Genomic DNA, 25,303 nt, shown 5'->3' on the forward strand with positions numbered 1-25,303 from the left:
GGCTGCGGTTGAACGAACAGACATTGTCCATGCGCCTGGAACGGGTGGCGGCGCACGTGCCCGCCGGTGCGCGGCTGGCCGATATCGGCTCGGATCATGGCTACCTGCCAGTGGCCCTGATGCGCCGTGGCGCGATCGCGGCGGCCGTGGCGGGCGAGATGGCCGAGACGCCGTTCCGTTCGGCGCAACGCACCGTGCGCGAAAGCGATCTTGAACAGCAGATCACCGTGCGCCTGGCCAATGGCTTGATGGCCGTCGAACCGGAAGACGGGATCACGGCAATTACCGTGTGTGGCATGGGCGGCGAGACCATCCGCGACATCCTCGACGCCGGCAAGTCGCGCCTGAGTGGCCGGGAGCGTCTGATCCTGCAACCCAACGGCGGCGAGCAGCCGCTGCGCCAATGGCTGATGGACAGCGACTACCGAATCCTCTGCGAAGAAGTCCTGCGCGAGAATCGCTTCGACTACGAAATCATCGTGGCCGAGCGGGGCGGGCCAGTTTCCTATACCGCCGAGGAACTGTACTTCGGGCCGCTGCAGTTGCAGGCACGCAGTCCGGCGTTTGTCAGCAAGTGGCAGCACCGGTTGCGGCATAAGCAGCAGACCCTGAGCCACTTCGCTCGAGCGCGGCATGGGGTATGCGAGCAAAAGGTGCAGGATCTGAATCAGCAGGTGCGGTGGATCACTGACGTACTGGGGTGAAACTCTCGGGGATGCTAATGAGGGGATCCTGTCCGAAGTCGGGGTTGCCCGGTGCTGCGCCTGCCAGCGCCACACCGGGCAATGAATCCAGCGCAATCAGCTACCGAAAGACTCCATCAACACCTGCACCAATTCACCGCCCTGAGGCGTCGCCCAGCTACCGGCCAGTTCGGCAATCAACTGGTTGGTGCTGGTCAGCGTGACACCGGCCTTGTCCATGCGGCGCAACGCGATGTCATCGGCTGCCTTGGTCGGTGAAGCGCCTGCATCGGCGACGACCTGGACTTCATAACCATCACGCACCAGCGAGAGCGCCGGGTAAACGGTGCAGACGTCGTTGGTGACGCCGGCGATGATCAGTTTACGGCGACCGGTCGCCTTCACTGCGGCGGCGAAGTGTTCGTCGTCCATGGCGTTGACGATGCCAAGGCGTTTGATGCGGCTCGCAAACTCAGCCGGCAGGATCTGCTCAAGCTCAGTCAGGAGCGGGCCTTGTGCGTGCTCTTCCATGCTGGAGGTCAACACGACGGGCATTTTCAGAATGCGCGCGGCCTTGGCGAGCATCAAGGCGTTGCGTTTGAGTTCTTCGAAAGCCATCGATTTGGCCCAGCCCATGGTCCCGACCTGGTGATCGATCAGCAGAAAGGCAGCATTGTCGGCACTGAAGTTTTCGTACGTCATGGTGGTTCTCCTGGCATTTGAAATGGGGGGAATGCCCCCGGTGGTGGAGTCAGCGAAGATTCAGATTTCCAAAATCACCCCGTTGATAGCGGGCCACGGCGGCGGTCAGGGCTTCTGAAGAAGCGAGCGCCATCGGGCCCTGCCAATGCACCGGCTGGTTCAAGGGCGTGCCTGAGAAAACGACGGCCTTGGCGTTGCCGGTCGGCGCACTCAAGGTGACTCTACGATCCGCCCCTTGCGGGAGATTGACCGGTACTTTCGGATCGGACAGATCGAAGGGGTGGCCGTCGACAGACACTTCGCCGTCTATAGGCATGACGAACGCCACATGACCTTCGGGAATCGAGATACTCAGTTCGCGCCCAGCCTCCAGGGATATGTCCAGCAGTCGCACGTCGGTTGGCAGCGATAGAGGAGACACAACGTTGCGGAAGCTGCCCAGAGGCACTCGAACCTTCACGCCCGGCGAATGAACGACCGGCACCTCCTGAGATTCAACGCTGAAGGCAAACGGTGCTTGCGACTGTTTGTCTTCCGGCAGATTGATGAAAATTTGCAGCATGTGAACGGTCTTGCCGGGCTCGGCCGGAACTTCTTCGTGCACGACGCCATTGCCCGCCGCCGTCCAGTGCAGACCTCCGGGCTGGATCAGGTTGCGATTGCCCAGTGAGTCCAGGTTATCGATACCGGTTTGCGAATCCATAAACAGGTAAGACACTGCCGAGAACCCTGCATGAGGGTGGGCCGGAAACGTCGGTCCGCTGATCCAGGCGTGATCGACGCCCAAAAACGGGTCGATCGGTTTCGCATGCCGATCGCCTCGCAGGGTGAACGCCCTGAATCGGCTGCCGTGGTTCATGCGTTGCAAACGTGCGGTGGTAAGCATGGCTGCGTTCCTCAAGCCTTTGCGGACAGGGTCGGATAGTCGATGTAGCCTTCTGGGCCCGGGGCGTAAAAGGTGTTTTTGTCCGCAGTGTTCAGCTCGGCACCACTGCGCAAACGCTCGGGCAAGTCAGGGTTAGCGATAAACGCACTGCCAAACACCACCGCATCGGCCTTGCCACTGGAAATCAGGGATTCGGCGGTGTCTTTGTCGAGACCGCTGCCGATCAGGTAGCGCCCGGTAAAGAGAGGTCGCAGCGCTGCGTGGTAGTCGAACGTGGCGCCGAACAGCGCGACATGCAGGTAAGCGAGATTGAAAGCGCGCAGTTGTTCGACCAGGTGCATGTAGGTTTCCTGCGGGTTGGCATCGACGATGTCGTTGAAGTTCATTTCGGGCGAAATCTTGATGCCGACGCGGTCACCGCCAATCTCATCCACCATGGCGGCGAGTACTTCCAGCACGAAGCGGACGCGGTTTTCAACCGGGCCGCCATATTCGTCATCTCGCTGGTTACTGCCAGTGGACAAGAATTGCTCCGGCAGATAACCGGATGCCGCATGCAGCTCTACACCATCGAAACCCGCCTCGATCGCGCGGCGTGCAGCCTGGCGATAGCCTTCGACGACGGCGGCGATTTCGACGATGGTCAAGGCGTGCGGGACGACGAAATCCTGCAAGCCGTTGGCGGTGTAGGTCTGTCCCGCTGCTTTGATCGCAGAGGGGGCTTGCGGTTGAGCACCATTGGCGAGCAATGAAGGGTGGGACACCCGTCCGCAGTGCATCAGTTGCATGAAGATGCGACCGCCACGGGCATGCACGGCGTCCGTGACTTGCTTCCAGGCCGCCACCTGTTCGGCAGTTGCGATACCCGGCGTTCGGACGTAGCCCTTGCCGAGTGCAACGGGAAACACGCCTTCGGAAATGATCAGCCCGGCGCTGGCGCGCTGAGCGTAGTAGGTCGCGACCAGATCCGTCGGTACACCGTCATCATCGGCGCGCGAACGCGTCATGGGTGCCATGACAATACGGTTGGAGAGGGTGTGGCGGCCGACCTGGATTTCAGAAAAAAGTGGGTTCATCGCGGTGCTCCTCAGCAGTGATGGGGCTATCATCAGCCAATTCAAATTCGGGATAAATCCGTCTTAATTGAAATGACTGATCCACTGATGGAGCAATCTTTTTGGAGTACCTGAACGACATGGCGCTGTTTGTGGAAGTTGTGAAAATGCGCGGCTTTCGTGGGGCGGCTGAATCGCTGGGCATACCCAACTCAACGCTTTCCCGGCGCATCAGTGGCCTGGAGAAGGCCATCGGCTTGCGTCTGTTGCACCGCACGACACGCCGGATCGAGTTGACGGAGGCCGGGCAGCTTTATTTCGAGCGCTGCAAGCGGATCGTGGAGGAGGCGAGACTGGCCCATGAGCAATTGGGCGAAATGCTTGCCCGGCCCAGTGGTTTGCTGCGGGTTTCGATGCCGGTGGACTTTGCCACTATTTATCTGGCGCCGCTGATTGCCGAGTTTGCCCGTGAATATCCGGGTATAAGCTTCGATCTCGATCTCACACCCCGGCAGGTGGATCTGGTCAGCGACCCGGTCGACATCGTCATTCGGATGGGCGAACCGCCGAACTCAAACCTGATTGCCCGTAAGTTGGCGAGTATGAAGCGTGGTTTTTACGCATCGCCCAGGTATCTCGAACTGTTCGGGGAGCCGGAGCAACCTGCCCAACTCATCAATCATGAATGCCTCAGAATGCGCGGCTCCGGTTCTGACCGCTGGACACTTACCAGTGAAACCGGGAGCGAACAAGTGGAGGTCGGTGGACGTTTTGAACTCAACAGTGTGGGCATGCTCCGGCGTATGGCGTGTCTGGATCTGGGGATCGCGCTGCTACCGGAAGGTATCGCCGTCCAGGATGTGGCGAGCGGAACATTGCGCAGAGTACTGGCGCAATGGCAGGCACCACCGGTTTCGGTCTACGCATTGACAGAGACGCGACTGCTCCCGGCCAAGACGCAACGTTTCATCGAGTTTCTGCGTGACAGGCTCGATTGCGCGTAAGGGGTACTCTGGGATCAGTAACGGATTGAAGCTGATATCATCCAACAACTTTCAAGCAGGCCAAAAAACACCATGAACCGTCAGAAAAAACTGCAACAGCTCTTCAAGGAAAAATCCAGAAAGGCCAACGCCAAACTGGCACCCAAGAGCAACAAGCCGAAGTACATCAGCAAGGCGGATCGCTTGAAGCTGGAGGCTGAAGCGGCTCCAGCGTCGACTGACACCCCTGAGGCCTGATCGAGCGGGCGCACAGCGATACAGAGCCCATCAGGTTTTTCCTCAGGTACTCGGCGGTTTCGCCAGCTCGATCCCCGCCGCCCCCAGCCGCTTGAGAATCTCGAACAACAGATCACTCTTGGTCGTCCCGACAATCCTCGGGCTGGCCACATACCCGGTCACCGTCAACGTAATCCCGTCCGGCGTCAGCTTACTGAAACGCACAAACGGCGCCGGTTTTTCGAGGATGGTTTCGTGTTCCTTGTAGGTGTCGAACAGCAGGTTTTGCACCTGCTCGGGGTCGATGTCCAGCGGGAACATCAGCTCCAGCGTCGCCACGCCCTGGGCGCTGCCGCCGAGGGTGACGTTGCGCAGGTTCTGCGAGATCAGTTGCGAGTTGGGCACGATCACGATCGAGCGATCGCTGAGCTGGATCTCGGTGGCGCGCACGTTGATCCGGCGGATGTCGCCCTCGACGCCGCTGATGCTGATCAGGTCGCCGACCTTGACCGGCCGTTCGGTGAGCAGGATCAGGCCGGAGACGAAGTTCTTCACGATCTCCTGCAAGCCGAAGCCGATGCCCACCGACAGGGCGCTGACGATCCACGCCAGGTTGGTCCATTGCACGCCCAGCGACGACAGGGTCAGCAGGATCACCACCGCATAACCGATGTTGGAAAACAGCGTGCTGAGTGAGGCGCACATGCCCGGGTCCATGTCGGTCTTGGGCAGGAACTCGTTGTCGAGCCAGCGGCGCAGGGCGCGGATCAGGTAGATGCCGATCAGCAGCGCCAGCATCGCGTTGAGCAAATGGCCGGGGACGATGTTCAGTTTGCGCAGGCCGGCGCCGCCGAGGATCGTGCCGATGTTGTTGGCCAGTTGGCCCAGGGTGGTGCCGATCCCGCCGACAAACAGCGTGATGACGGCCAACAGCAGCAGCGCGGCCCGACCGAAACCGGCCAGCAGGGTCGAGGCTTGTTCGAGACGCCGATCACCCACGCCGAGCAGCTGTTTCAGGGCCTTGCCGCTGGAGTGGCGGGGCGAGAAGAAGTATTCGCAACTGTCCCTGAGCAACTGCATCAGCAGGTAAAACCCTGAAAACACGATAAACGCCCATACCAGTTCGTAGGTGATGAACCGCGCGAGCGACACATATCCCGTCAGCAGGGCGCCGAATGACAGCACCATCGCCAGGGTGGCCACGGTGTAAATCACCCCGGCGAAGGTGTTGCCCGCCACTTGGGTATCGCCGGCCAACGCCAGTACTTTGCGGACCTTGCCAACGCGCATCAGCAATGTTGTGACGATGCCCAGCACCACCAGCGCAATGATGCCCCGGCCTGCGATCACGATCTGGCTGCTCATGCCGGAGGCATTGCTGACTTGCACCGCCGTCACCAGCACCAGCAGCGTGGCGGCCAGAATCCGCGCAAAGGGCTGCAGCGCGTTTGCCACCTCGTCAGCCACCGCCGGCAAGCGCCACGACGGGTGCTCGGTGGACAGCAGGGCGCGGCTGAGCCCTGTGATCAGCACGCAGGCATAAACCACTTTCCCGAACTCATCGGAAAACGTCGCCAGCATCGGCGGCAGCGGCACGTGACGGGTGCAGGCGTAATAGAGCAATTCCAAGGCGATGGCGGTGGTCGCGAGAGTCGCCAGGGCCGAAGCGAATGCCAGCGAACTGCGGCGCAGTCGACCCTCCGGCATGCGGTGAATGCATACCCACGCCAGCCAGCGGCCGGCCAGCCGACGGCCCAGCGTCCAGACGACGAAGGCCAGCACCACCAGCAGGGCGGTGTAAAAACGCTGGCCGGGTTGCCAGGCTTCGGCACCGGTCTGTTGCACCTGTTCGACGAAAAAGCGCAGACGCTGGCGGTCATCAGGAGAAGGATTGACAAGGGGTGTCCAGAAACCGGGATTCAGAATGCTGTCGGTGCTGAGCGTCAGTTCGCTTTCGAGCAACGTGCGGCGGATACCGGCGATCTGGGTGATCAGCTCCGTGGCGTTTTGCTTGAGGCTGGCGAGGTTCTTCAGCGCCGTATCGACTTTGGTTTTTTGCTCGATCAACGTCGCCCGCTGCGCCGCGATATCGGCTTGTTCGGCAGCGACCGCTTCGGCCGGCGCGGCACCGAGCACGCCCAGTTGCACGGCCAGTTGCGCCTGCTGCGGCAACAGCGACGCCGACAGCCGATCAATGTCCAGAATGAACGTCTGCACCCGATCCTGCGGGCCTTCGAGCTGGTTGTAATTGTTGGCGGACGAGATCTGCTGCTTGAGGCCGTCGAGGCGCAGTTGCAGGGCTTGCAGATCGCTTTGAGTGACGCCGGGGAGCGGGGCGCCGGTGCTGACATCCGCTGTGCCGGACAGGTCGGCGGCCGACACCGCCACAAACCCGGAGCCGAGCAGGATCAAAGCGATGAACATCAATGACTTCAATGCATTACGCATGGGACTGGACGATTCCGGTTGATCACACAAGCATTGAGGTTAGGTGATCGGGCGCCTGCTGCATCATTTTCTGCTGCTAATCCTGGCTTAATGCGTGTCCGGTGAGATCGCCGGGCAGCCGATTGTAGGCGCCCGTTTTCACGACTAGACTCCCGGCCATGAAACGCTATCTGCGGTTTTGTCTCGTTTTCCTGATCAGCCTGGCGCTTCCCCTCAGCGGGATGGCGGGGGTGCAGGCACCGACAGAACCGTGCCCGATGCAAACCATGGGCATGGCGATGATGGACGGCATGAACATGGATTGCTGCAAGGACATGAAGAGTCCTGCCGACCATGGCTCCCCCTGCAAACCCGGCCAGGAGTGCAAGACCGGCGGCCTGCTGCAAGTCGCGATCCTCAAGCCGCCCGTTACCGTATTCAGCCCTGTCACGCATTCGTTCTTCAGTGATTCCCTGCCGCTAGCGGCCCCGTCCGGGGTCTGGCGACCGCCCCGCACCTGATTCCTGTCTCCCCTTGAAGCTCATTCCGCCCAGGCGGAGTGATTTGGCTGTGCGCGTGTTTTTCGTCGCGCGCAGTGGACGATCACAGGAATCGTAAACATGACATTCAAGTGCAATTGCACGGGTTGGCCTCTGGTGGCCGGCCTTGCGGCAAGCGTGCTCGCGTGGCCGGGTTTCGCCGCCGCGCTGACACTCGATCAAGCGCTGCGGCTGGCCGAAAACAATGCGCCGTCGCTGACCGCACAAGATCAGAAAATCCAGGCCGCCAGCAGCGCGGCCATTCCGGCGGGCGAGTTGCCCGATCCCAAGCTGTTGCTCGGTTTGCAGAACTACCCCGTGGGCGGCCCGGATCGCTGGAGCGTCGATCAGGACTTCATGACCATGCAGATGGTCGGTTACCGGCAGGAGATGCCCAACGCAGACAAACGCAAGGCGCGCATCGAAGTTGCCGACGCCGCTATTGAGCGCGCGGCGGCCGAGCGCAGGGTCGAGCGTTTGAAGGTGCGTCAGGCGACAGCGCTGGCGTGGATCAGCGGCTATTCGGTCGAGCGTAAGGAAGCGCTGTTCCGGGATCTCTTCAAGGAAAATCGCCTGCTGAGTGAGACCGTCCGGGCGCAGATCGCCGGTGGCCGCGCGCAACCTGCCGACGCGGTGACGCCGAAGCAGGAAGCGGCCCGACTCGCCGAGCAGCAGGACAACCTGACCCTCGAGCGTACCCTGGCCCGAGCCGCGCTCAAACGCTGGATCGGCAGCGCCGCCAACGACAAGCCCGAAGGCGGTTTGCCCGTGTGGTCGGTCGATGCCTCGACCTTCAATCATCAACTGCAACACCATCCCGAACTCGCTGCTTTCGCGCCCATGACCCGCGAAGCCCAGGCCAGGGTGCAAGAGGCGGTGTCCGAGAAAAAGTCCGACTGGAGCTGGGAGGTGGATTACCAGCACCGGGGGCGCGAGTTTGGCGACATGGTCAGCGTGCAGTTTTCCTGGGATCTGCCGCTGTTTCCCGAGACGCGGCAGAACCCTAAAATCGCCGCCAGACAGGCCGAGGTCAGCCAACTGCAAGCCGAGCGCGAGGCCCTGTCCCGCGAGCACACCGAACAACTGGAAAACCAGTTGGCCGATTACCAGCGTCTCGATCGGGCCGTACGCCGCACCGAAGAAAGCCTGGTGCCGCTGGCCAGAGAGAAAGTCGATCTGAGCCTGGCCAGTTATCGCGCCGGCCAGGGCGATTTGAACGCGGTGGTCAACGCCCGCCGCGAACTCATCGAGGCCCGCCTCAAACAGATCGACATGGAAGAACAACGCGCGCTGACCGCTGCGCGTCTGCATTTCGCTTATGGGGAGACCAGCCTGTGAACCGTAAACAATGGAACGGCGTGTGGCTGGCCGGCCTCGCGCTGGCGGTGGGCGTGGGTGGCGGTTACGGATTGGCCTATCAGCGAATGAACGGAGTAGCGGCTTCAGCCCCTGCGCCGAGCACTGAGCCCAAGGCCTTGTACTGGTATGACCCGATGTACCCGCAGCAGAAGTTCGACAAACCGGGCAAGTCACCCTTCATGGACATGCAACTGGTGCCCCGATACGCCAGCGGCGAGGAGGGCAGTGCGACCGTCAGCATTGATCCGGGGCTGAGTCAGAACCTCGGTCTGCGTGTGGCGCCGGTCAGTCGCGGCGCCTTCACCTCAAGCCTCGATGTGAGCGGTGTGCTGGGGTTCAACGAGCGCGATGTCGCGGTGATCCAGGCGCGCACCAATGGGTTTGTCGAGCGGGTTTACGCCCGTGCGCCGGGGGACGTGCTCACGGCTGGCACGGCGTTGGCAGACATTCTCGTGCCGGAATGGACGGCGGCCCAGAGCGAGTTTCTGGCGCTCAGGCGTAGCGGCGATGCCGACCTCATCGCGGCGGCGCGCCAGCGCTTGCGGCTGACCGGGATGCCAGCAAGCTTGATTGCTCAAGTGGAGCGCAGCGGCAAGGTGCAGTCCGAACTGACGGTCACCAGCCCTTTGGGCGGTGTGCTGCAAGCACTCGACGTGCGGGCGGGCATGACCGTGGCGAGCGGTGAAACCCTGGCGCGGGTCAACGGGCTGAACAGTGTCTGGCTCGCTGTGGCGGTGCCGGAATCGCAGACCGGTTCGGTTGCCGTGGGGCAGGCCGTCGAAGCACGCCTGCCGGCCTTTCCCGGCAGAGTATTCAACGGAATGGTCAGCGCGATTCTGCCGGACACCAACCCGGACAGCCGAACCCTGCGCGTCAGGGTTGAGCTGACCAATGCCGACGGCCGATTGCGGCCGGGGATGACGGCGCAAGTGCGGTTGAACCGATCGACCGGGCAAGACAGTTTGTCGGTGCCCAGCGAGGCAGTTATTCGCACCGGCAAGCGGGCATTGGTCATGCTCGTCGAAGACGCGGGGCACTATCGCCCGGTGGAGGTGCGCCTCGGTCAGGAAAGCGACGGCAGAACGGTGATCCTCGAGGGCCTGGCAGAAGGGCAGAGCGTCGTGACGTCCGGCCAGTTCCTGCTCGATTCGGAGGCCAGTCTCAAGGGCATCGTCGCCGAGCCGCTTGAATCGGGCGGGAACGTTTCGGGGAGCCAGCCATGATCGCCGCGCTGATTCGCTGGTCCGTCGCCAATCGTTTTCTGGTGCTGCTGGCGACGCTGTTCGTCACGGGTTGGGGCGTGTGGTCGGTGCAGAACACACCGATCGATGCGCTGCCGGATCTGTCCGATGTGCAGGTGATCATCCGCACGCCGTACCCCGGACAGGCGCCGCAGATTGTCGAGAATCAGGTGACCTATCCGCTGACCACCACCATGCTATCGGTGCCGGGGGCGAAAACCGTACGCGGTTATTCGTTCTTCGGTGACAGCTTCGTTTACGTGCTGTTCGAAGACGGCACCGATCAATACTGGGCGCGCTCGCGAGTGCTGGAGTACCTGAGCCAGATCCAGAGTCGCCTGCCTGCCGGCGTCAAACCGGGATTGGGTCCGGATGCGACCGGCGTCGGCTGGATCTATCAGTACGCGCTGGTGGATCGTAGCGGCGGGCATGATCTGGCGCAGCTTCGGGCGTTACAGGACTGGTTCCTCAAGTTCGAGCTCAAGACCCTGCCCGACGTCGCCGAGGTCGCTACCGTTGGCGGCATGGTCAAGCAGTATCAGGTGCAGCCCGATCCGGTGCGGCTGGCCAGTTTGGGTATCACTCTGGCGCAGGTGCGCGAAGCCATCGGCAAGGCCAATCAGGAAACCGGTGGCGCGGTGCTGGAAATGGCCGAAACCGAATTCATCGTGCGCGCTTCCGGCTACCTGAAGACGCTTGATGATTTTCGGGCTACCCCGTTAAAGCTCGGTGCTGGCGGGGTGCCGGTAACTCTCGGCGATGTCGCAACGGTTCAGACCGGGCCGGACATGCGTCGGGGCATCACCGAGCTGGACGGCCAGGGCGAAACCGTCGGCGGCGTGGTAATCCTGCGCAGCGGCAAGAACGCCCGCGAGACCATCGCGGCGGTCAAGGCCAAACTCGATGACATGAAAAGCAGCCTGCCGTCCGGCGTCGAGATCGTCACCACCTACGATCGCAGCAAACTGATCGATCGCGCCGTGGAAAATCTCAGCCACAAACTGCTCGAAGAGTTCATCGTCGTCGCGCTGGTGTGCGGGATCTTCCTCTGGCATTTGCGCTCTTCGCTGGTGGCGATCATTTCGTTGCCGGTGGGCGTGCTGATCGCCTTCATCGTGATGCGTTATCAGGGCTTGAACGCCAACATCATGTCGTTGGGCGGGATCGCCATCGCCATTGGTGCGATGGTCGATGCGGCGGTGGTGATGATCGAGAACGCCCACAAGAAAATCGAAGCGTGGCACGCAGCCCATCCGGGGCAGGCGCTCAAGGGCGAGCGCCATTGGCAGGTGATGACCGACGCGGCAGCGGAGGTGGGGCCGGCGCTGTTTTTCTGTTTGCTGATCATCACGCTGTCGTTCATTCCGGTGTTTACCTTGCAGGCCCAGGAAGGGCGGCTGTTCGGTCCGCTGGCGTTCACCAAGACCTACGCCATGGCAGCAGCTGCGGGATTGTCGGTGACGCTGGTGCCGGTGCTGATGGGCTACTGGATTCGCGGGCGGATTCCGGATGAGCGCCACAATCCGCTCAACCGCTGGTTGATCCGGATTTATCAACCGGCGCTGGATGCGGTGTTGCGCCGGCCGAAATTCACTTTGCTGGTGGCGCTGTTGGTGTTTGTCAGCGCTGCCTGGCCGATTTCGCGGCTCGGTGGCGAATTCCTCCCGCCGCTGGACGAGGGCGATCTGCTGTACATGCCTTCGGCCTTGCCGGGTTTGTCGGCGCAAAAAGCCGCGCAACTGTTGCAGCAGACCGATCGGCTGATCAAGTCAGTGCCCGAGGTCGAGCATGTATTCGGCAAGGCTGGTCGTGCGGAAACCGCTACCGACCCGGCACCGCTGGAGATGTTCGAGACCACTATCCAATTCAAGCCCCACGATCAATGGCGTCCGGGCATGACCCCGGAAAAACTCGTGGAAGAACTGGATCGCGTGGTGCGAGTGCCGGGCCTGACCAACATCTGGATTCCACCTATCCGCAATCGCATCGACATGCTCGCCACCGGGATCAAAAGTCCCATCGGCGTGAAAGTCGCCGGCAACGATCTGGCCCAGATCGACGCCGCGACCCAGGCCGTCGAGCGGGTGGCCAAAGGTGTGCCCGGCGTCAGTTCGGCACTGGCCGAGCGCCTGACCGGTGGCCGCTACATCGACGTGGATATCGACCGCAACGCCGCCGGCCGCTACGGGCTGAACATCAGCGATGTGCAATCCATCGTCTCCGGTGCCATTGGCGGGGAAAACATCGGGGAAACCATCGAAGGGCTGGCGCGGTTTCCGATCAACATCCGTTATCCACGAGAGTGGCGTGATTCGCCCGGCGCCCTGGAGCAATTGCCGATCTACACGCCTTCCGGCAGCCAGATCACCCTCGGCATGCTGGCGAAGATCAAGGTCACGGACGGCCCACCGATGCTCAAGAGCGAGAATGCCCGGCCGTCCGGTTGGGTGTACATCGACGTGCGCGGGCGGGACATCGCTTCGGTGGTGGCCGATCTGCGTCGCGCCGTCAATGAACAGGTGAAATTGCAGCCCGGTATGAGCCTGAGCTATTCGGGGCAGTTCGAGTTTCTGGAACGGGCCAATGCGCGGCTGAAACTGGTAGTGCCTGCCACGCTGCTGATCATCTTCGTGCTGCTCTACCTGACGTTTGCTCGCTTCGATGAGGCGCTACTGATCATGGCCACGTTGCCGTTCGCATTGAGCGGCGGTGCGTGGTTCCTGTATTTGCTGGGCTACAACTTGTCGGTCGCGACCGGGGTTGGCTTTATTGCACTGGCTGGGGTTTCGGCCGAGTTCGGCGTGATCATGCTGCTCTACCTGAAAAACGCCTGGGCCGAGCGCGAAGGCCTCGGCGACCACTCTGAACGTGGACTGGTCGCGGCGATTCGCGAAGGCGCTGTGCAACGCGTGCGCCCCAAGGCGATGACCGTGGCCGTGATCATCGCCGGCCTGTTGCCGATTCTGCTGGGCAGCGGCACCGGCAGCGAAGTCATGAGCCGCATCGCCGCGCCCATGGTCGGCGGCATGGTCACGGCGCCGCTGTTGTCCCTGTTTGTCATACCGGCGGCGTATCGCCTGATGCGCCGTCGACGGTTGCCCGCTGAAAACAAGTCACCTCAAAGCGACGATGCTTCCATCCAGCCGTAACCCGGCGACGAAAAAAAACCGGTGCGAACGTTCGCACCGGTTTTTTATTGTGAGGTCTGGTCATCAGATCGACCGCTGATTGACCCGCTGCATCAATTCCTCCGCCGACTCCTTGCGCTCGGAATAGCGATCCACCAGATCCGGGCGATCACGCAGCAACAGCGTGAATTTCACCAACTCTTCCATCACGTCCACCACCCGGTCGTACAGCGCCGAGGGTTTCATGCGGTTGCCTTCGTCGAATTCCAGATAAGCCTTGGGCACCGATGACTGATTGGGGATGGTGAACATGCGCATCCAGCGGCCCAGCACGCGCAGTTGATTGACCACGTTGAACGACTGCGAGCCGCCGCAGACCTGCATCACCGCCAGGGTTTTGCCCTGGGTCGGACGCACCGCGCCGAGGGCCAGCGGCACCCAGTCGATCTGCGCCTTGAATACCGCCGACATCGCGCCGTGGCGTTCGGGCGAGCACCAGACCTGGCCTTCCGACCATTGCATCAGTTCGAGCAGTTCCTGGACTTTCGGGTGATCGCCCGGCGCATCGTCCGGCAGCGGCAGGCCTGAGGGATTGAAGATTCTCGTCTCGGCACCGAAGTGCTCCAGCAGGCGGGCGGCTTCTTCGACGAGCAAGCGGCTGAAGGAGCGCGGGCGGGTCGAGCCGTACAGCAACAGGATGCGCGGCTTGTGGGCGCCTTCGTCACGCGTGGTTGTTTGAACCAGTGAAGGATCAAGGTTGGGCAAGTTGGTCATGTTAGCTCCGGTTACAGCGTGCTGATGCGGTCGAGCTCGCGCTTGAGGGCATCACGGTCAAGTTCGGCGAAGGGCAGGGCGAGGAAGGCCCGGCAGCGGGTTTCGATTTGGGCGAGGGTGGCGCGGAAGGCGGCATCAATGGTGCGTTCATCGCCGACCACATCCGACGGATCTTCCAGCCCCCAATGGGCTTTCAGGGCCGGGCCGAAATACACCGGGCAAGCTTCACCGGCGGCCTTGTCGCACACGGTGATGACGATGTCCGGCGGGTTGTCTTCGAAGGCCTCGTTGCCCTTGCTGCTCAACCCGGCGATGGAAATACCGGCCGCCTGCAACGTGGTCAGGCTGCGCGGCAGCACCTGGCCCTTGGGGAAACTGCCGGCACTGACTGCTTCGAAACCGGCCGGCGCCAAGTGATTGAACATCGCCTCCGAGAGAATGCTGCGGCAGCTGTTGGCGGTGCACATGAATAGAACGCGCATGATGATTCCTCTTTCCAGACAGGCGTTAAACGCTCAGGCGCAGGGCCAGGGCAGACAAGGTGATGAACAGAATCGGCAGGGTCAGCACCACGCCGGTCATGAAGTAATAACCCCAGGTGATGCGGATCCCTTTGCGCTCCAGCACGTGCAGCCAGAGCAGCGTTGCCAGACTGCCGATGGGGGTGATTTTCGGGCCCAGGTCCGAGCCGATGACATTGGCGTAGATCATCGCCTCGCGTATCACGCCGACGGCATCACTGGCCTGGATCGACAACGCGCCCACCAACACCGTCGGCATGTTGTTCATCGCGGACGACAGCAGGGCGGTCAGAAATCCCGTACCCAGCGCCGCGCCCCAAAGCCCGGTACCGGCCAGATAATTCAGTGCCGTCGCCAGATAATCCGTCAGCCCGGCGTTCTTCAGCCCGTACACCACCAGGTACATGCCGAGCGAGAAAATCACGATCTGCCAAGGGGCTTCGCGCAGCACGCGCCGGGTCGAAATCACATGACCCCGCGCCGCCACCGCGAACAGCAGCGCCGCGCAGACTGCGGCAATCGCACTGATGGGAATGCCCAGCGGTTCCAGGGCGAACAGACCGATCAGGAGCAGCCCCAACACGATCCAGCCGACCCGGAAAGTCAGCCCGTCTCGGATGGCCAGTCGCGGATCCTGCAAGTCATCCAGTGAGTAATGTGTGGGTATGTCACGCCGGAAGAACCAGTACAGCACCCCCAGAGTGGAGGCCACGGCAACCGCGTTGACCGGCACCATCACCGAGGCATATTCGCTGAAGCCAAGGCCGAAATAATCGGCGGAAACGATGTTGACCAGGTTGGACACCACCAGCGGCAGGCTCGCGGTATCGGCGATGAAACCGGCCGCCATGACGAACGCCAAAGTGGAAGCCGCCGAGAAGCGCAGGGCGAGCAGTATCGAAATCACAATCGGCGTCAGGATCAGCGCCGCGCCATCGTTGGCAAACAGCGCAGAAACGGCCGCGCCCAACAACACCGTAAAGGCGAACAGACGCCGGCCATCGCCCTTTGCCCAACGGGCGACGTGCAACGCGGCCCACTGGAAAAAACCGGCTTCGTCGAGCAACAGGCTAATGATAATGACGGCAATGAACGTCGCGGTCGCGTTCCAGACAATGCCCCACACCGTGGGAATATCGCCCAGGGTGACAACCCCGCTCAGCAGCGCCAGCACCGCACCGAGCGTCGCACTCCAGCCGACACCCAGCCCCTTCGGCTGCCAGATGACCAGCACGATCGTGAACAGAAAAATGGCAAAAGCGAAAAACATGGGAATCCCGAAAGCCTGAGGCTTAGCAGCAAGCGGAGGTGTTGAGCGGGCGATCGCCCATGGCAGCCAGCCGCGCGCTGTTTTCTTCCAGCCAGGCGGTGTTGGCGGCGAGCGTGGTTTCGAGCAGCGTGCGAATCCATCCGGGCAAATCAGGGTTGAGCCGGTAATAAACCCACTGGCCCTGACGACGATCCAGCAGCAGACCGCAGGTGCGCAGCTGCGCGAGATGGCGGGAGATTTTCGGCTGACTGTCGTCCAGCGCGCAGACCAGTTCGCAGACACACAACTCACCCTCACGGGTGATCAGCAGCGTGGCTCGGGCGCGGGTTTCGTCGGCGAGGCATTTAAAAACGGAGGCGGGGTTGAGCATGACGATGCCTTGAGTGCATATGGTTGTCCGAATATACGGATATCCATATGTTTCGGGCAAGCCTTGATTTTGGTGAAGTGGCAGGTCTCGACCGAAGGTTTGTTTAGCGCAGGCGCTTCAACGCTTGCTGAACGCCAACCGCGCAGCAAACAACACGAAAATCACCCCGGTGGTGCGATCCATCCAGCGAATCACTTTCTCGCGCCGCAGGAACCCGGACAGCGGCTGCGTCGCGCCAATCAACACCAGCGACCAGATCAGGCCGAGCACTACATGAATGCTCACCAGCCCGAATGTCCACGGCACCAGCGGCTGGCCTTGCGGAATGAACTGCGGCAGAAACGACACGTAGAAAATCCCGATCTTCGGATTCAGCACATTCCCCAGCATGCCCTTGAAAAACCAGTTCGCCCCCGGCTTGCCGTCGGCCTCGGCCGGTGCCAGCGAGCGGCGAGGGCGCAGCAGCATGTTCAACCCCAGCCACGCCAGATACGCCGCGCCGCAATACTTCAACAGGTTGTAGGCCAGCTCCGACACCGCAATCAACGCCCCCAACCCAAACGCCACCGCCGCGCCCCACAACAGACAACCGGCGTTGATCCCCAACGCCGCGCGCAATGCCTGCTGCTTGCCCTCGACGGTGGCCGTGCGCAGCACCAGCGCGGTGTCGAGACCGGGCGTCAGGGTCAACAGCGTGGCGGCGAGGGTGAAGGCGAGGAGGTTGTCGGCGATAGACATGGCGCGTGGGTTCCCGGTTCTGGATGGGGGGACGGTAGCGGTTTCAGGCAGGGGGATCCAGCAGGGAAATCAGGCGCGGTTCGATGCGGTCGGGTTGTATCTCGAGGATCGCCAGCGTGACCGGCAACTTGAAACGCCGAGGGCCGGCGCTGCCGGGGTTCACGTAGAGACGGTCACCGCGCCATTCGATGCGGGGTTTGTGGGAGTGGCCGGTGATGATGAGCTTGATGCCCGGATCGAGATCGGCGGGGACGTCGGCGATGTCGTGGACGAGGAGTGCTGGCCAGCCGTTGAGGGTGAAGGTCAGGAGGTCGGGGAGGTTTTCGGCCCACGGGCTGTTGACGTCGTTGTTGCCGCGCACGGCGTGGACCGGGGCGATTTTGGCCAGTTGGGCGAGGATGTCCGGGTTGCCGATGTCGCCGGCGTGGATGATCTGGTCACAGCCCTGGAGCGCGGCGAGGGCTTCGGGGCGGAGGAGGTTGTGGGTGTCGGAGATCAGGGCGGCTTTCATGGGGGGGCTCTCAGTTGGTGGATCGGGTGGGAGTGGCTGGTTTGGCCGTCTTCTGCCCGTCGCGAGACGGAAGAGAACGACCCGATGCAGCTCTCAAAAAAGGGACTGATTCGATTTGTCAGCCGCTTTAGATACCCCCGAAACCGAAAAGCCAGAAAGTTAAAGCCCTGCCTCTATGCCCCTCATAATCCGATTCACTATCAAGCTGTTTTCGACAATAAAACAAACTGATAATGGCTGGGATAAACAATAACGTGAACAACCATTGAAACACGTCTGTTGATTTCAAGGTGATCGCCACAAGTAAATTGGTTAGAGTCATGCCAATAATTAATAAGTTGTATCTAATATGTCGACGCTTCGTTGAAGCAAAGCTTTCCCAATCATAAATCAGCCAGTCGTGGGAAAAGTCGTCGCATTTAGGACACCTAAGGCTCGGCGGAAGCTTGTCTGCGATATAACCGCAGCTAGAGCATCGAACTTTCATGGCGCTATCCTGACACTCTCTCATTAGTTGACATGTCATGTCGTGGTAAGCGCGAGATCTATCGAGGGATGACGCGATAGGGTAACGGCAAGCCCGACTACGATAAAGAGGGTAGCAGGACACAATCTATTTGCCGGTAGTCTGTCCACCGACTGCTTTTGGCTGTTGATTCAGCCGATAGCTGCCATTCCGCAGGGCAGCTTCGGCCAACGGTCATCCCTCTGTTGTTGCGTACAATCCGTTCGCCGCAGAGAGCAAATGGCAACCACTGAGTAGGCTCACTTCCGCTATTTGCAAGAACCTCAACCCACACTCATACAGAGTGCATGCCTATATTTGGCCATCACTCTGCACAACTCTTTGATTTTTCTAAGACCTTTTTAAGGGGGGCGCTGGCACACAATATGCGAGGTCTGTCTGGAATACCGTGAGAGTTGCCGACCACCTTCGGCAAAAAAATAATCCGTGATAGAGGCCTCAAATGAACGCCATCGACCTTTTGAAAACTGACCACGAAAAAGTAAAAGGCATCCTGAACCAACTCAGCGAATCGACCGATCGGGCATTAAAAAAACGCGCGGATTTGTTGGACAAGCTGGAGCTGGAAATCACCATTCATACTCAGCTTGAAGAGCAGATTCTGTATCCCGCTTTCAAGGAAGCAGGCGGTAAAGAGCAGGATGAGATGTACTACGAGGCAAAAGAAGAACACCGCACGGTCGATTCTTTGGTACTGCCTGATCTGAAATCTACCGATCCTTCCAAGCCTGAGTTCGCGGGCCGCGTAAAAGTCGTCAAAGAGCTTTTGGAACACCACATTGAGGAAGAGGAAACCGAGATGTTTCCTCAGGCCAGAAAGCTGCTGGGCAAGGCAAAGCTCGAGGAGTTGGGCAAGGAAATGGAAGTGATGAAGGCTTCACTCAAGAAAAGCCTCGGCGGGGCGAATATGGCAGCCTGAACAAATAGACGGATCTGCTGCGTAATCACAAGCCCGGCTTAATGCCGGGCTTCTCGATTTCAGCCCCTGCGTGAGGGGAGGCCGTTGTGATCAGGCCACCTGGATGAACACGCCCCAAAAGCCGAGCAGCACCCAGAATGACGCGAAAATCCACGGCGTGCGCACCGAAAACAGCAGTGCCTTGCGATAGCCTTTGTGCGTTGACTCGCGCTCACAGAACAGAGGGGATTCGTCATAAGCCATACCCATCACGGGCTCGCTGCGTAACAGTTCACTCTGTTTGTAGTACCAGTGGTCGATGATGTCGTAAGCGGCGCGGATGCCCGGCCACGCGTTGAGTGAACTCAACACGCCCAATAGCGCGAGAAAGGGAGGCACGACGAGAGTGAACATTTTGCCCCACTCGGGATTGAGATTGCCCATGCTGGAGGCGAAAGCAATGACCAGGAATGACTGGGCGGCGAGATAGGCGTCCGTACGATTGGCCAGGATGCTGGTCTCGTACTGGATTTCCCGACGATAGAAATCCAGTCGTTCTTTCGGCGAGCCAAACATCTTGGCGTTATGTTCTGTGAGTTCGCTGTCGCTGGTATGACTCGTCAGTATTCTTGGCACGAAGAAACGTCCTGATATTCGAATCCGGAGAACATTCGGAGACGTCGGTCAGCGAAAGGTTCACCTTGTGCGATGAACAGTAAGCGAGCGCAAGGGAGAGGACTGGACGGGTATATCGGCGAGGCATTATGAGGTGCGCTCATCAGTCCTGCAGAACCGTTGAGCGCGAAGTGATTTCAGTTGCCTGCGAGGTTTTCTCGAACCCACTGTTCTGCGCTGGTGACCTGAATGGATTGCTGCTCGTTGAACGTGCCAGCTTTCGGCCAGGCCACGCCTCTGCCTTGTGCAAACACGGCGCGATACTTTTTGATGTGGTGGGTGGGATCTTTTTCGAGTTCCTGGATCAGGTGCTCAACAGTCCAGACATTGCGTTTGAACGGACGCTCAAGCACCTACTTGCCCGTACGTCACGGTGTCGCCGGACAGGTAGACGATCTGATTGCGAAAGCGAGGTTCGAAGAAGACGATTTCGGCGGTCAACCTGCCGATGTCTTGCGGTGTCGTGAGCGTCACGCTGTTGTCGAGACCGCCCAAGGCGTTCACACCGCGAGCATAAACCTTACAACGCAATCGCCCAGGTCTGACTCACCAGTTCCTTGCCGAAGCTGAAAATCGGCTCTTCCTCGACCAGTTCAAACCCCGCCCGTTGATACAACCGGCGGGCATCCACCAGATTGCTGGTGGTCCACAGAATCATCTTTTTGTAGCCGACATCCCGGGCAAAACGCAGGCATTCCTCGACCAGTCGATTGCCGATCCCCAGGCCCCGCGCGCTGGCATCCACGTAGAGCATGCGCAGTTTCGCGGTGGTTTCGTCGTGGCGAATGACGAACACCGAACCCACCACCTTGCCGTCCTTCTCCGCAATCCAGCAGCGCTCGCCCGTGGAGTCGAATTCGCGCAGATATTTGGCGACAACCTCTGCCACCAGCGCTTCGAACTCTGAATTCCAGCCGTATTCGCGGCTGTAGATCGCGGTCTGCTGATGCACCACCAGGCCCATGTCGCCGGGTTGCGGATCGCGCAGCAGATAGGTCGTCGGCTGGCCGCCCTCGAGCAGCGTCTGTATTTGCTTCATCGAGGCGATCAGTTGCAGTTGCTGCGGTTCGGACAGGCGTTCGAGCAGGGTGATGACCTCTTGTCGCGAGGCCTGTTCCAGCGGGGCGAGGATCTCGCGGCCCAGGTCGGTAATGTGCAACTGACTGGCGCGGGCGTCGGTGGCGGAGGGGACTTTCTGGATCAGGCCCTTTTTGTCGAAACCGCTGATGAGGCGACTCATGTAGCCTGCGTCGAGGCCCAGCATCTGGCGCAAATCGGTGCTGGTCAGATCGCCCCGGGACGCGAGTTCGTAGAGGATGCGCAGCTCGGTCAGCGAGTAGTCGCTTTGCAGCAGATGCTCCTGCAGCACGCCGATCTGATGGGTGTAGAAACGGTTGAATTGCCGAACGATGTCGGCGCGGTCGGTGATTGTGGACATTGCGGTATGCTCATGTATTTGCCTTAGGCAACTATATAGTTGCCTAAGGCAATCAAGTCAAATGAATGATTCCACGATCCCGAACGCAAAGTCCCCCGGATCGAACCGCTCGGTCGTGTCCATTTTTATGTTTCTGAGGCTCACCGTTTCCAGATGCGTTGAGTAGAGCGATTCGGAAAACCAGGTAATCAACAGGGTTCGTCGGGCTGCACCGCTGGAGTTCAAGCTGCCGGCGTGGATCAGGTCGGCATCGAAGATCAGGATGTCGCCCGCGCTGCCCGTCAGTTGCACGGATCGGGACTCGTCAGTGAAATCGAATGGGGGCTCGCTCAGAGCAGGGCGATGGCTGCCGGGAACAATGCGGGTTGCACCGTTTTCCGGGCCGTAATCGTCGAGGTACACCAGCGCGTTGACGGTGTCGCCGGGGCGTTGCGCCGACAAGTCGCGGTGCAGTTGTTGGTGGCCGCCATTGATGAGCGGTTCACGGCCCTCGACCTGAGAGAGGAAGAAGCGTTCGCCGATCAATGCGCCCACCACCGCCAGCAAGGGTGGCAATCGGCACACGGCCTGAACGGTCGGGTCAGTGTCCAGTTGTGAATGGCGCCAGTCGCTGCCGCGGGGCACGGGCCATTCGTTTGAGGGTTTGATACCGGTATCGAAAGCGAGGCGAAGGGCGGGCAGCCACGTGTTTGGAACCGCTCCAAAGAGCAGTGTGTAGCCTTTGCTATGGAGTAGTTCGCGGCTCGTCATGGCTTCATCAGTCTCCCTTTTTACAATCAGGGCGAGTATTGCCGATCGTGATCAAGCCAACGCGAACCTCGGTATCGCTGCCGTAACCCCAAGACAATCGGTCTCCGTAACTCACCAGATCGTAGATCTCGCTTTCGCCAAGTAGCTGATCATCGCGATTGTCGTACAAACGGAAAAACGCGGGAGATTCCCAGCGGACGAACCATTGAGTTTCGAAGGGGGCGTCTGGAGGCGCCTGCGGGTGAAGGAAGTTGGGTAATAACCAGAAAGGTCTGAAAGTTTGCACCCTAAAGCAGCCATCGGGGCTGATATGAGCTGCATAGGCAGGCTTCGCCAACGCCTTCTCCCACCACTCGGAAACACTCCAAAGCCCGACACAAAATAATAGCCCGGCAAGGACGATCTTCAGCCGCCGAGGAAAGGGCGAACGCCGACTACCTGAGCGCGTAGACATAAGCATCCATTGCCGTCCCGTCATCCAGCGTGACCTTGGTCAACACGCGCTGATACTCAGCTCCTTCAAACTCATCCAGCGCCGCCCAGTGCAGGTGGAAATTCTCGGAGGCGAACACGTAGCCTTCGATGACATCGCCATCCTCGGCAATCACCAGCCCGGGAAAGCCCATTGCCGCGCCCCATCCGGCCTGCGACAAACGACCCTTCAGCGAAGCGGCCTGCCACGTGCCGCCGATGTTCAGCATCACATGTTCATTCGGTCGGCCAGGGCCCAGGGTTCCATAAACGAAGAGACGTTCCACGATTGCTCCTGCCAGTCAAAAAGGGAGGGATCCTGACGTATCAACGATGTGCAGGCAACACCGCGATCAGTTCTGCGTCGACCGGCTCAGAAACCCGTCGATCAACGCCACCACCTGTTGCTGGATTACCTCACGGGAACGCGCGCCGCCGTCAGCGCAAATGATGCCGTCGCCTGGCGAATCTTCTTCCAGCAGCGCCACGGCGCCGGGCTTGCACAACGACATAAAGCTGAAATGGCTGGCATCACTGATCTCGACATACTGCGAGGTGGCCGAAGGCAGCCGCGTGGCGAGATTCGCCGATTCCAGTTGGGCGGGAAGGTCTTCGGACGGCACACCCGCGCCGATCACCAGTGTTGGCACCGACAGTGCTGCGAGGCTGGCGTCGGTCATCCCGCGTGACAGGCCCAAATCCAGTGACACGATGGCGCTGACGCGTTTGTCGCTCAAGTCTGCGCTGATCCGGTTCTTCGATTCCGACGTGTCGGCGACGTTGATCATCTTGTAGACCGAGCAACTGGCAAGTTTTTGATGGGCTGCGCAGTCCTTGGCAAAGCGCTCGGGATCGAAGCGTGTGCCGGCAATTTCCAGAGCGGTCCAGCCGCCAAGCGAATGGCCGGCGACTGCAATTCGCTCCTTCGAGACCGCGCCAAATTGCCCCGGTTGAGCCGTAACCGCATCGATGATGCGGCTGATGTCGACAGGCCGTTGCCACAACTGTGCAGCGGCTTTCTGACTGCGGTCATGAGTCGTGGTGCCCGGGTGATTGACCGCCGCGACGATGTAACCCTGACGGGCCAACGCACTGGCCAGCCATGCCTGATTGCTCCAGTTGCCACGGTAACCGTGAGAGAGCACCAGCAATGGATGATCGCCGGCTGTTGGCGGCGCCTCGCGCACCGCCGTAGTCCCGACGAACACCGCGTCGTCGGCAATCAATTGCGCGGGAGCGGTGGTCTTGGCGGGATACCAGACGACCATGTCCAGCGGGCGCTCGTTGTGCGCGTCCGCCAGCGTGGCGGAGCGGAAACCGATGGGGTTTTCGTCAGCGTGTGCGCCGGCTGAAAGGCAGATCAGAAACAACAGGCCGAAAGCGTTTTTCATTGTTTTTATCTTCCTTGATCAAATCGGGCAAACAGGACGTTCGCCCAGACGTTCTACCAGTCTTACGAGATAACCGTCCGGATCCTGAACGAGAAATTCACGCTGGCCGACCTCGACATCGTCAGCGCGATACCAGGTGTCTTTGCAGGTTTTATAAAGTGGAATCTGGGCAACGCCCAGTCTTTCGATGATGGGGGCAACCGCCTCAACGTCAATCTGCAGATTGACGCCTCTTCCGAAAGGCCTGCTCAGATCCGCCGTCAGCCACTGGCCTGCTTCCGGCTCAACTTGTTCGAGCATGACTTGAGCGCCATTCAGGTCGAGGTAGGCAAAGCCATCTTCCGGGCGTTGATAAGCGATGTTGAATCCCAGGCAGGAGACCCAGAAAGCGAGGCTGGCCTGCAGATCCGTGACCATCAATTCTGGAACCAGTTTGTTCCGTTCAAACATGGGGTGGAATTCCTTTTCATTCGATGCATTGCCAAATGCGCAGAGGGTCAAGTAGCGAGGTAGGGTTTCACCGATTCTTCAAGAAGGTCTACCAACTCGGGATCCATGTAGTGGTAGTCATCCGGAATATCCAGCGAGTGAATCCGCTTGTGCTCGAGCAGCCGGGCGTACTCGGCCCGCAGGCGATTGAGGTGTTTGGTTTCCATCACAAAAATGAAATCGGCCCAGCGAATATCCGCTGGGCCGACGGTTTTGCGTGCATTGGGGCTGGTGCCCGCGGAGCGGACATTGAAGCCGGGGCGGCGACGCCAGACTTCTTCGGCCGTCGGGCTGCGCCATTGGTTGCGACTGCAAATGAACAGAAGGTTCGTCACGTTTCATCCAACAATTGGCGGGTAGAGCGAATGGGATAGCTCATGCCGAGTTGGCGAGCCCTGACCAGTTTGGCGGAGCGGATGTACATCAACTTCCAGTTCTTTTCTGGCTTGAACACTTGCGGGCGGGCCGCTTTGTCACTGCCGTGTTTGCGTGCCTGGGTGCGTCTCCAGGCGCGGGTTCTTTTCATGGTCTGTCCTCGTGAATACCGGGTTCAGCAGCCGCGGTAATACGAGTTGGGCGTATGGTAAGCGCGAATCGGGGGGCACCGAAAGCTGCGCGCATCGAAATTCTTCACAAACCGCGATGACCGGATCGTCTCTCTTTACCTGTAAGAAACTGACTAGAATCCACACACACCCATTCATTCAAGGAACGAACCATGTCCGGTTTACGCACGTTGATTGCGACCACGACCTGTATTGCGCTGTTGAGCACTTCGGTGTCAGCGCTGGCCGATCCTGGCAATGGAAAGGGGCAGGGCAAGGGCAATCCGCATAACAGCCAGGATCATGGCAATCAGGGGAAAAAAGGCGGGGGCGGTTATCAGGGGCATGGCCCGAGTATCGATCGCGGCGGGGTGATCGGGATCGTGGACGGCTATCGTGGCTACTGGACCCCGGGCCCGGCGTTGCCGCCCGGCATTCAGAAGAACCTGGCGCGGGGTAAACCGCTGCCGCCCGGTATTGCGAAGAAGCTCGATGGTCGACTGGTCGGCAGACTGCCGTACTACGACGGCTACGAATGGCAGCAGGTCGGCACCGATCTGATCCTGGTCGCGCTGGCTACAGGGCTGATTTATGAAGTGCTCAATGGCGTCTTCGATTGAAAAATAAATCTGTCCCCATATGAAAAAGCCCGGCGGATAAGGCCGGGCTTTCGTCGGGTACTGCGGTAAAACCCAG

General features: G+C 60.3%; 28 protein-coding genes and 1 pseudogene. 9 read left to right on the plus strand and 20 right to left on the minus strand.

What is annotated here, in order from left to right; translation table 11 throughout:
• Positions 1 to 8: 8 nt before the first annotated feature.
• Complete coding sequence (locus QLG12_RS02915; protein ID WP_282473856.1) at positions 9 to 704, plus strand: tRNA (adenine(22)-N(1))-methyltransferase TrmK; 696 nt, start codon at positions 9 to 11, stop codon at positions 702 to 704.
• A 96-nt stretch (positions 705 to 800) separates the two neighbouring features.
• On the opposite strand, the gene QLG12_RS02920 is transcribed toward QLG12_RS02915, so the two are convergent.
• From QLG12_RS02920 to QLG12_RS02930, 3 genes are read right to left on the minus strand one after another with little or no spacing between them, the layout of a single operon-like run.
• Positions 801 to 1,385 (minus strand): isochorismatase family protein, encoded by a 585-nt coding sequence (locus QLG12_RS02920; protein ID WP_282473857.1) that lies wholly within the window; start codon positions 1,383 to 1,385, stop codon positions 801 to 803.
• A gap of 49 nt (positions 1,386 to 1,434) precedes the next feature.
• On the minus strand, positions 1,435 to 2,271 hold the full coding sequence (locus tag QLG12_RS02925) for a pirin-like C-terminal cupin domain-containing protein (protein ID WP_282473858.1): 837 nt from the start codon (positions 2,269 to 2,271) through the stop codon (positions 1,435 to 1,437).
• A gap of 11 nt (positions 2,272 to 2,282) precedes the next feature.
• On the minus strand, positions 2,283 to 3,347 hold the full coding sequence (locus QLG12_RS02930; RefSeq protein WP_282473859.1) for an alkene reductase: 1,065 nt from the start codon (positions 3,345 to 3,347) through the stop codon (positions 2,283 to 2,285).
• Positions 3,348 to 3,448: 101 nt separating this feature from the next.
• On the opposite strand from QLG12_RS02930, the gene QLG12_RS02935 reads away from it, so the two are divergent.
• Together QLG12_RS02935 and QLG12_RS02940 are read left to right on the plus strand one after the other, a co-directional pair.
• On the plus strand, positions 3,449 to 4,330 hold the full coding sequence (locus QLG12_RS02935; protein WP_282473860.1) for a LysR family transcriptional regulator: 882 nt from the start codon (positions 3,449 to 3,451) through the stop codon (positions 4,328 to 4,330).
• Positions 4,331 to 4,402: 72 nt separating this feature from the next.
• The gene (locus QLG12_RS02940) at positions 4,403 to 4,567 is read left to right on the plus strand and encodes a DUF2986 domain-containing protein (RefSeq protein WP_011333814.1); all 165 of its coding nucleotides are present in this window, start codon (positions 4,403 to 4,405) and stop codon (positions 4,565 to 4,567) included.
• A gap of 42 nt (positions 4,568 to 4,609) precedes the next feature.
• Here the strand turns inward: QLG12_RS02940 and QLG12_RS02945 are convergent, their stop codons facing one another.
• On the minus strand, positions 4,610 to 6,994 hold the full coding sequence (locus QLG12_RS02945) for a DUF3772 domain-containing protein (protein WP_282473861.1): 2,385 nt from the start codon (positions 6,992 to 6,994) through the stop codon (positions 4,610 to 4,612).
• 158 nt (positions 6,995 to 7,152) lie between these two features.
• Here QLG12_RS02945 and QLG12_RS02950 point away from each other — a divergent pair, with 158 nt between their 5' ends.
• The 4 genes from QLG12_RS02950 (at position 7,153) to QLG12_RS02965 (ending at position 13,261) form a co-directional block, all read left to right on the plus strand.
• Entirely contained in the window at positions 7,153 to 7,494 is a 342-nt protein-coding gene (locus QLG12_RS02950; RefSeq protein WP_085703749.1) for a hypothetical protein, read from the plus strand.
• 99 nt (positions 7,495 to 7,593) lie between these two features.
• Positions 7,594 to 8,850, plus strand: coding sequence for a TolC family protein (locus QLG12_RS02955; protein WP_197868327.1), 1,257 nt, complete (start codon positions 7,594 to 7,596; stop codon positions 8,848 to 8,850).
• The gene (locus QLG12_RS02960; protein WP_197868326.1) at positions 8,847 to 10,094 is read left to right on the plus strand and encodes an efflux RND transporter periplasmic adaptor subunit; all 1,248 of its coding nucleotides are present in this window, start codon (positions 8,847 to 8,849) and stop codon (positions 10,092 to 10,094) included. The genes QLG12_RS02955 and QLG12_RS02960 overlap by 4 nt, the downstream gene beginning before the upstream one ends.
• Complete coding sequence (locus tag QLG12_RS02965; protein WP_197868325.1) at positions 10,091 to 13,261, plus strand: efflux RND transporter permease subunit; 3,171 nt, start codon at positions 10,091 to 10,093, stop codon at positions 13,259 to 13,261. The genes QLG12_RS02960 and QLG12_RS02965 overlap by 4 nt, the downstream gene beginning before the upstream one ends.
• 63 nt (positions 13,262 to 13,324) lie before the next feature.
• On the opposite strand, the gene arsH is transcribed toward QLG12_RS02965, so the two are convergent.
• From arsH to QLG12_RS02995, 6 genes are all read right to left on the minus strand, one after another.
• Entirely contained in the window at positions 13,325 to 14,014 is a 690-nt protein-coding gene (arsH, locus tag QLG12_RS02970; RefSeq protein WP_282473862.1) for an arsenical resistance protein ArsH, read from the minus strand.
• 11 nt (positions 14,015 to 14,025) lie between these two features.
• Complete coding sequence (locus tag QLG12_RS02975; RefSeq protein ID WP_011333821.1) at positions 14,026 to 14,496, minus strand: arsenate reductase ArsC; 471 nt, start codon at positions 14,494 to 14,496, stop codon at positions 14,026 to 14,028.
• A gap of 25 nt (positions 14,497 to 14,521) precedes the next feature.
• The gene (locus QLG12_RS02980; protein WP_282473863.1) at positions 14,522 to 15,805 is read right to left on the minus strand and encodes an arsenic transporter; all 1,284 of its coding nucleotides are present in this window, start codon (positions 15,803 to 15,805) and stop codon (positions 14,522 to 14,524) included.
• 22 nt (positions 15,806 to 15,827) lie between these two features.
• A complete protein-coding gene (locus tag QLG12_RS02985) occupies positions 15,828 to 16,175 on the minus strand; it encodes a metalloregulator ArsR/SmtB family transcription factor (protein WP_282473864.1) in 348 nt (115 codons plus the stop codon).
• A gap of 117 nt (positions 16,176 to 16,292) precedes the next feature.
• Positions 16,293 to 16,913 (minus strand): LysE family translocator, encoded by a 621-nt coding sequence (locus QLG12_RS02990; protein ID WP_197868324.1) that lies wholly within the window; start codon positions 16,911 to 16,913, stop codon positions 16,293 to 16,295.
• A 43-nt stretch (positions 16,914 to 16,956) separates the two neighbouring features.
• The gene (locus QLG12_RS02995) at positions 16,957 to 17,424 is read right to left on the minus strand and encodes a metallophosphoesterase family protein (protein WP_197868323.1); all 468 of its coding nucleotides are present in this window, start codon (positions 17,422 to 17,424) and stop codon (positions 16,957 to 16,959) included.
• 968 nt (positions 17,425 to 18,392) lie between these two features.
• Here QLG12_RS02995 and QLG12_RS03000 point away from each other — a divergent pair.
• Complete coding sequence (locus QLG12_RS03000) at positions 18,393 to 18,869, plus strand: hemerythrin domain-containing protein (protein WP_064381904.1); 477 nt, start codon at positions 18,393 to 18,395, stop codon at positions 18,867 to 18,869.
• 90 nt (positions 18,870 to 18,959) lie between these two features.
• Here QLG12_RS03000 and QLG12_RS03005 read toward each other — a convergent pair whose 3' ends face one another.
• The 10 genes and pseudogenes from QLG12_RS03005 to QLG12_RS03050 form a co-directional block, all read right to left on the minus strand.
• Positions 18,960 to 19,484 (minus strand): hypothetical protein, encoded by a 525-nt coding sequence (locus tag QLG12_RS03005; protein WP_064381903.1) that lies wholly within the window; start codon positions 19,482 to 19,484, stop codon positions 18,960 to 18,962.
• A gap of 176 nt (positions 19,485 to 19,660) precedes the next feature.
• Positions 19,661 to 20,027 (minus strand): annotated as a pseudogene (locus QLG12_RS03010) (aromatic alcohol reductase); the annotation flags it as partial.
• 16 nt (positions 20,028 to 20,043) lie between these two features.
• The gene (locus tag QLG12_RS03015; protein ID WP_282473865.1) at positions 20,044 to 20,961 is read right to left on the minus strand and encodes a helix-turn-helix domain-containing GNAT family N-acetyltransferase; all 918 of its coding nucleotides are present in this window, start codon (positions 20,959 to 20,961) and stop codon (positions 20,044 to 20,046) included.
• Positions 20,962 to 21,018: 57 nt separating this feature from the next.
• Entirely contained in the window at positions 21,019 to 21,711 is a 693-nt protein-coding gene (locus QLG12_RS03020) for a phytanoyl-CoA dioxygenase family protein (protein WP_282473866.1), read from the minus strand.
• 7 nt (positions 21,712 to 21,718) lie between these two features.
• The gene (locus QLG12_RS03025; RefSeq protein WP_282473867.1) at positions 21,719 to 22,165 is read right to left on the minus strand and encodes a hypothetical protein; all 447 of its coding nucleotides are present in this window, start codon (positions 22,163 to 22,165) and stop codon (positions 21,719 to 21,721) included.
• Entirely contained in the window at positions 22,146 to 22,469 is a 324-nt protein-coding gene (locus QLG12_RS03030; protein WP_197868320.1) for a gamma-glutamylcyclotransferase, read from the minus strand. The genes QLG12_RS03025 and QLG12_RS03030 overlap by 20 nt, the downstream gene beginning before the upstream one ends.
• Before the next feature lie 66 nt (positions 22,470 to 22,535).
• Positions 22,536 to 23,573 carry an alpha/beta fold hydrolase gene (locus QLG12_RS03035; protein ID WP_282473868.1) on the minus strand — a complete coding sequence of 346 codons (1,038 nt, stop codon included), beginning with the start codon at positions 23,571 to 23,573 and terminating at the stop codon, positions 22,536 to 22,538.
• Positions 23,574 to 23,591: 18 nt separating this feature from the next.
• Positions 23,592 to 24,023, minus strand: coding sequence for a VOC family protein (locus QLG12_RS03040; RefSeq protein WP_236195404.1), 432 nt, complete (start codon positions 24,021 to 24,023; stop codon positions 23,592 to 23,594).
• A gap of 47 nt (positions 24,024 to 24,070) precedes the next feature.
• On the minus strand, positions 24,071 to 24,397 hold the full coding sequence (locus QLG12_RS03045) for a phosphotyrosine protein phosphatase (RefSeq protein ID WP_236182700.1): 327 nt from the start codon (positions 24,395 to 24,397) through the stop codon (positions 24,071 to 24,073).
• On the minus strand, positions 24,394 to 24,588 hold the full coding sequence (locus QLG12_RS03050) for a hypothetical protein (RefSeq protein ID WP_236195406.1): 195 nt from the start codon (positions 24,586 to 24,588) through the stop codon (positions 24,394 to 24,396). Before QLG12_RS03050 ends, QLG12_RS03045 begins: the two co-directional genes overlap by 4 nt.
• A gap of 192 nt (positions 24,589 to 24,780) precedes the next feature.
• Here QLG12_RS03050 and QLG12_RS03055 point away from each other — a divergent pair, with 192 nt between their 5' ends.
• Entirely contained in the window at positions 24,781 to 25,227 is a 447-nt protein-coding gene (locus tag QLG12_RS03055) for an anti-virulence regulator CigR family protein (protein WP_282473869.1), read from the plus strand.
• Positions 25,228 to 25,303: the final 76 nt, after the last annotated feature.

The sequence above is a fragment of the Pseudomonas sp. V88_4 genome (assembly GCF_029967985.1).
Lineage (GTDB): Bacteria > Pseudomonadota > Gammaproteobacteria > Pseudomonadales > Pseudomonadaceae > Aquipseudomonas > Aquipseudomonas glycinae.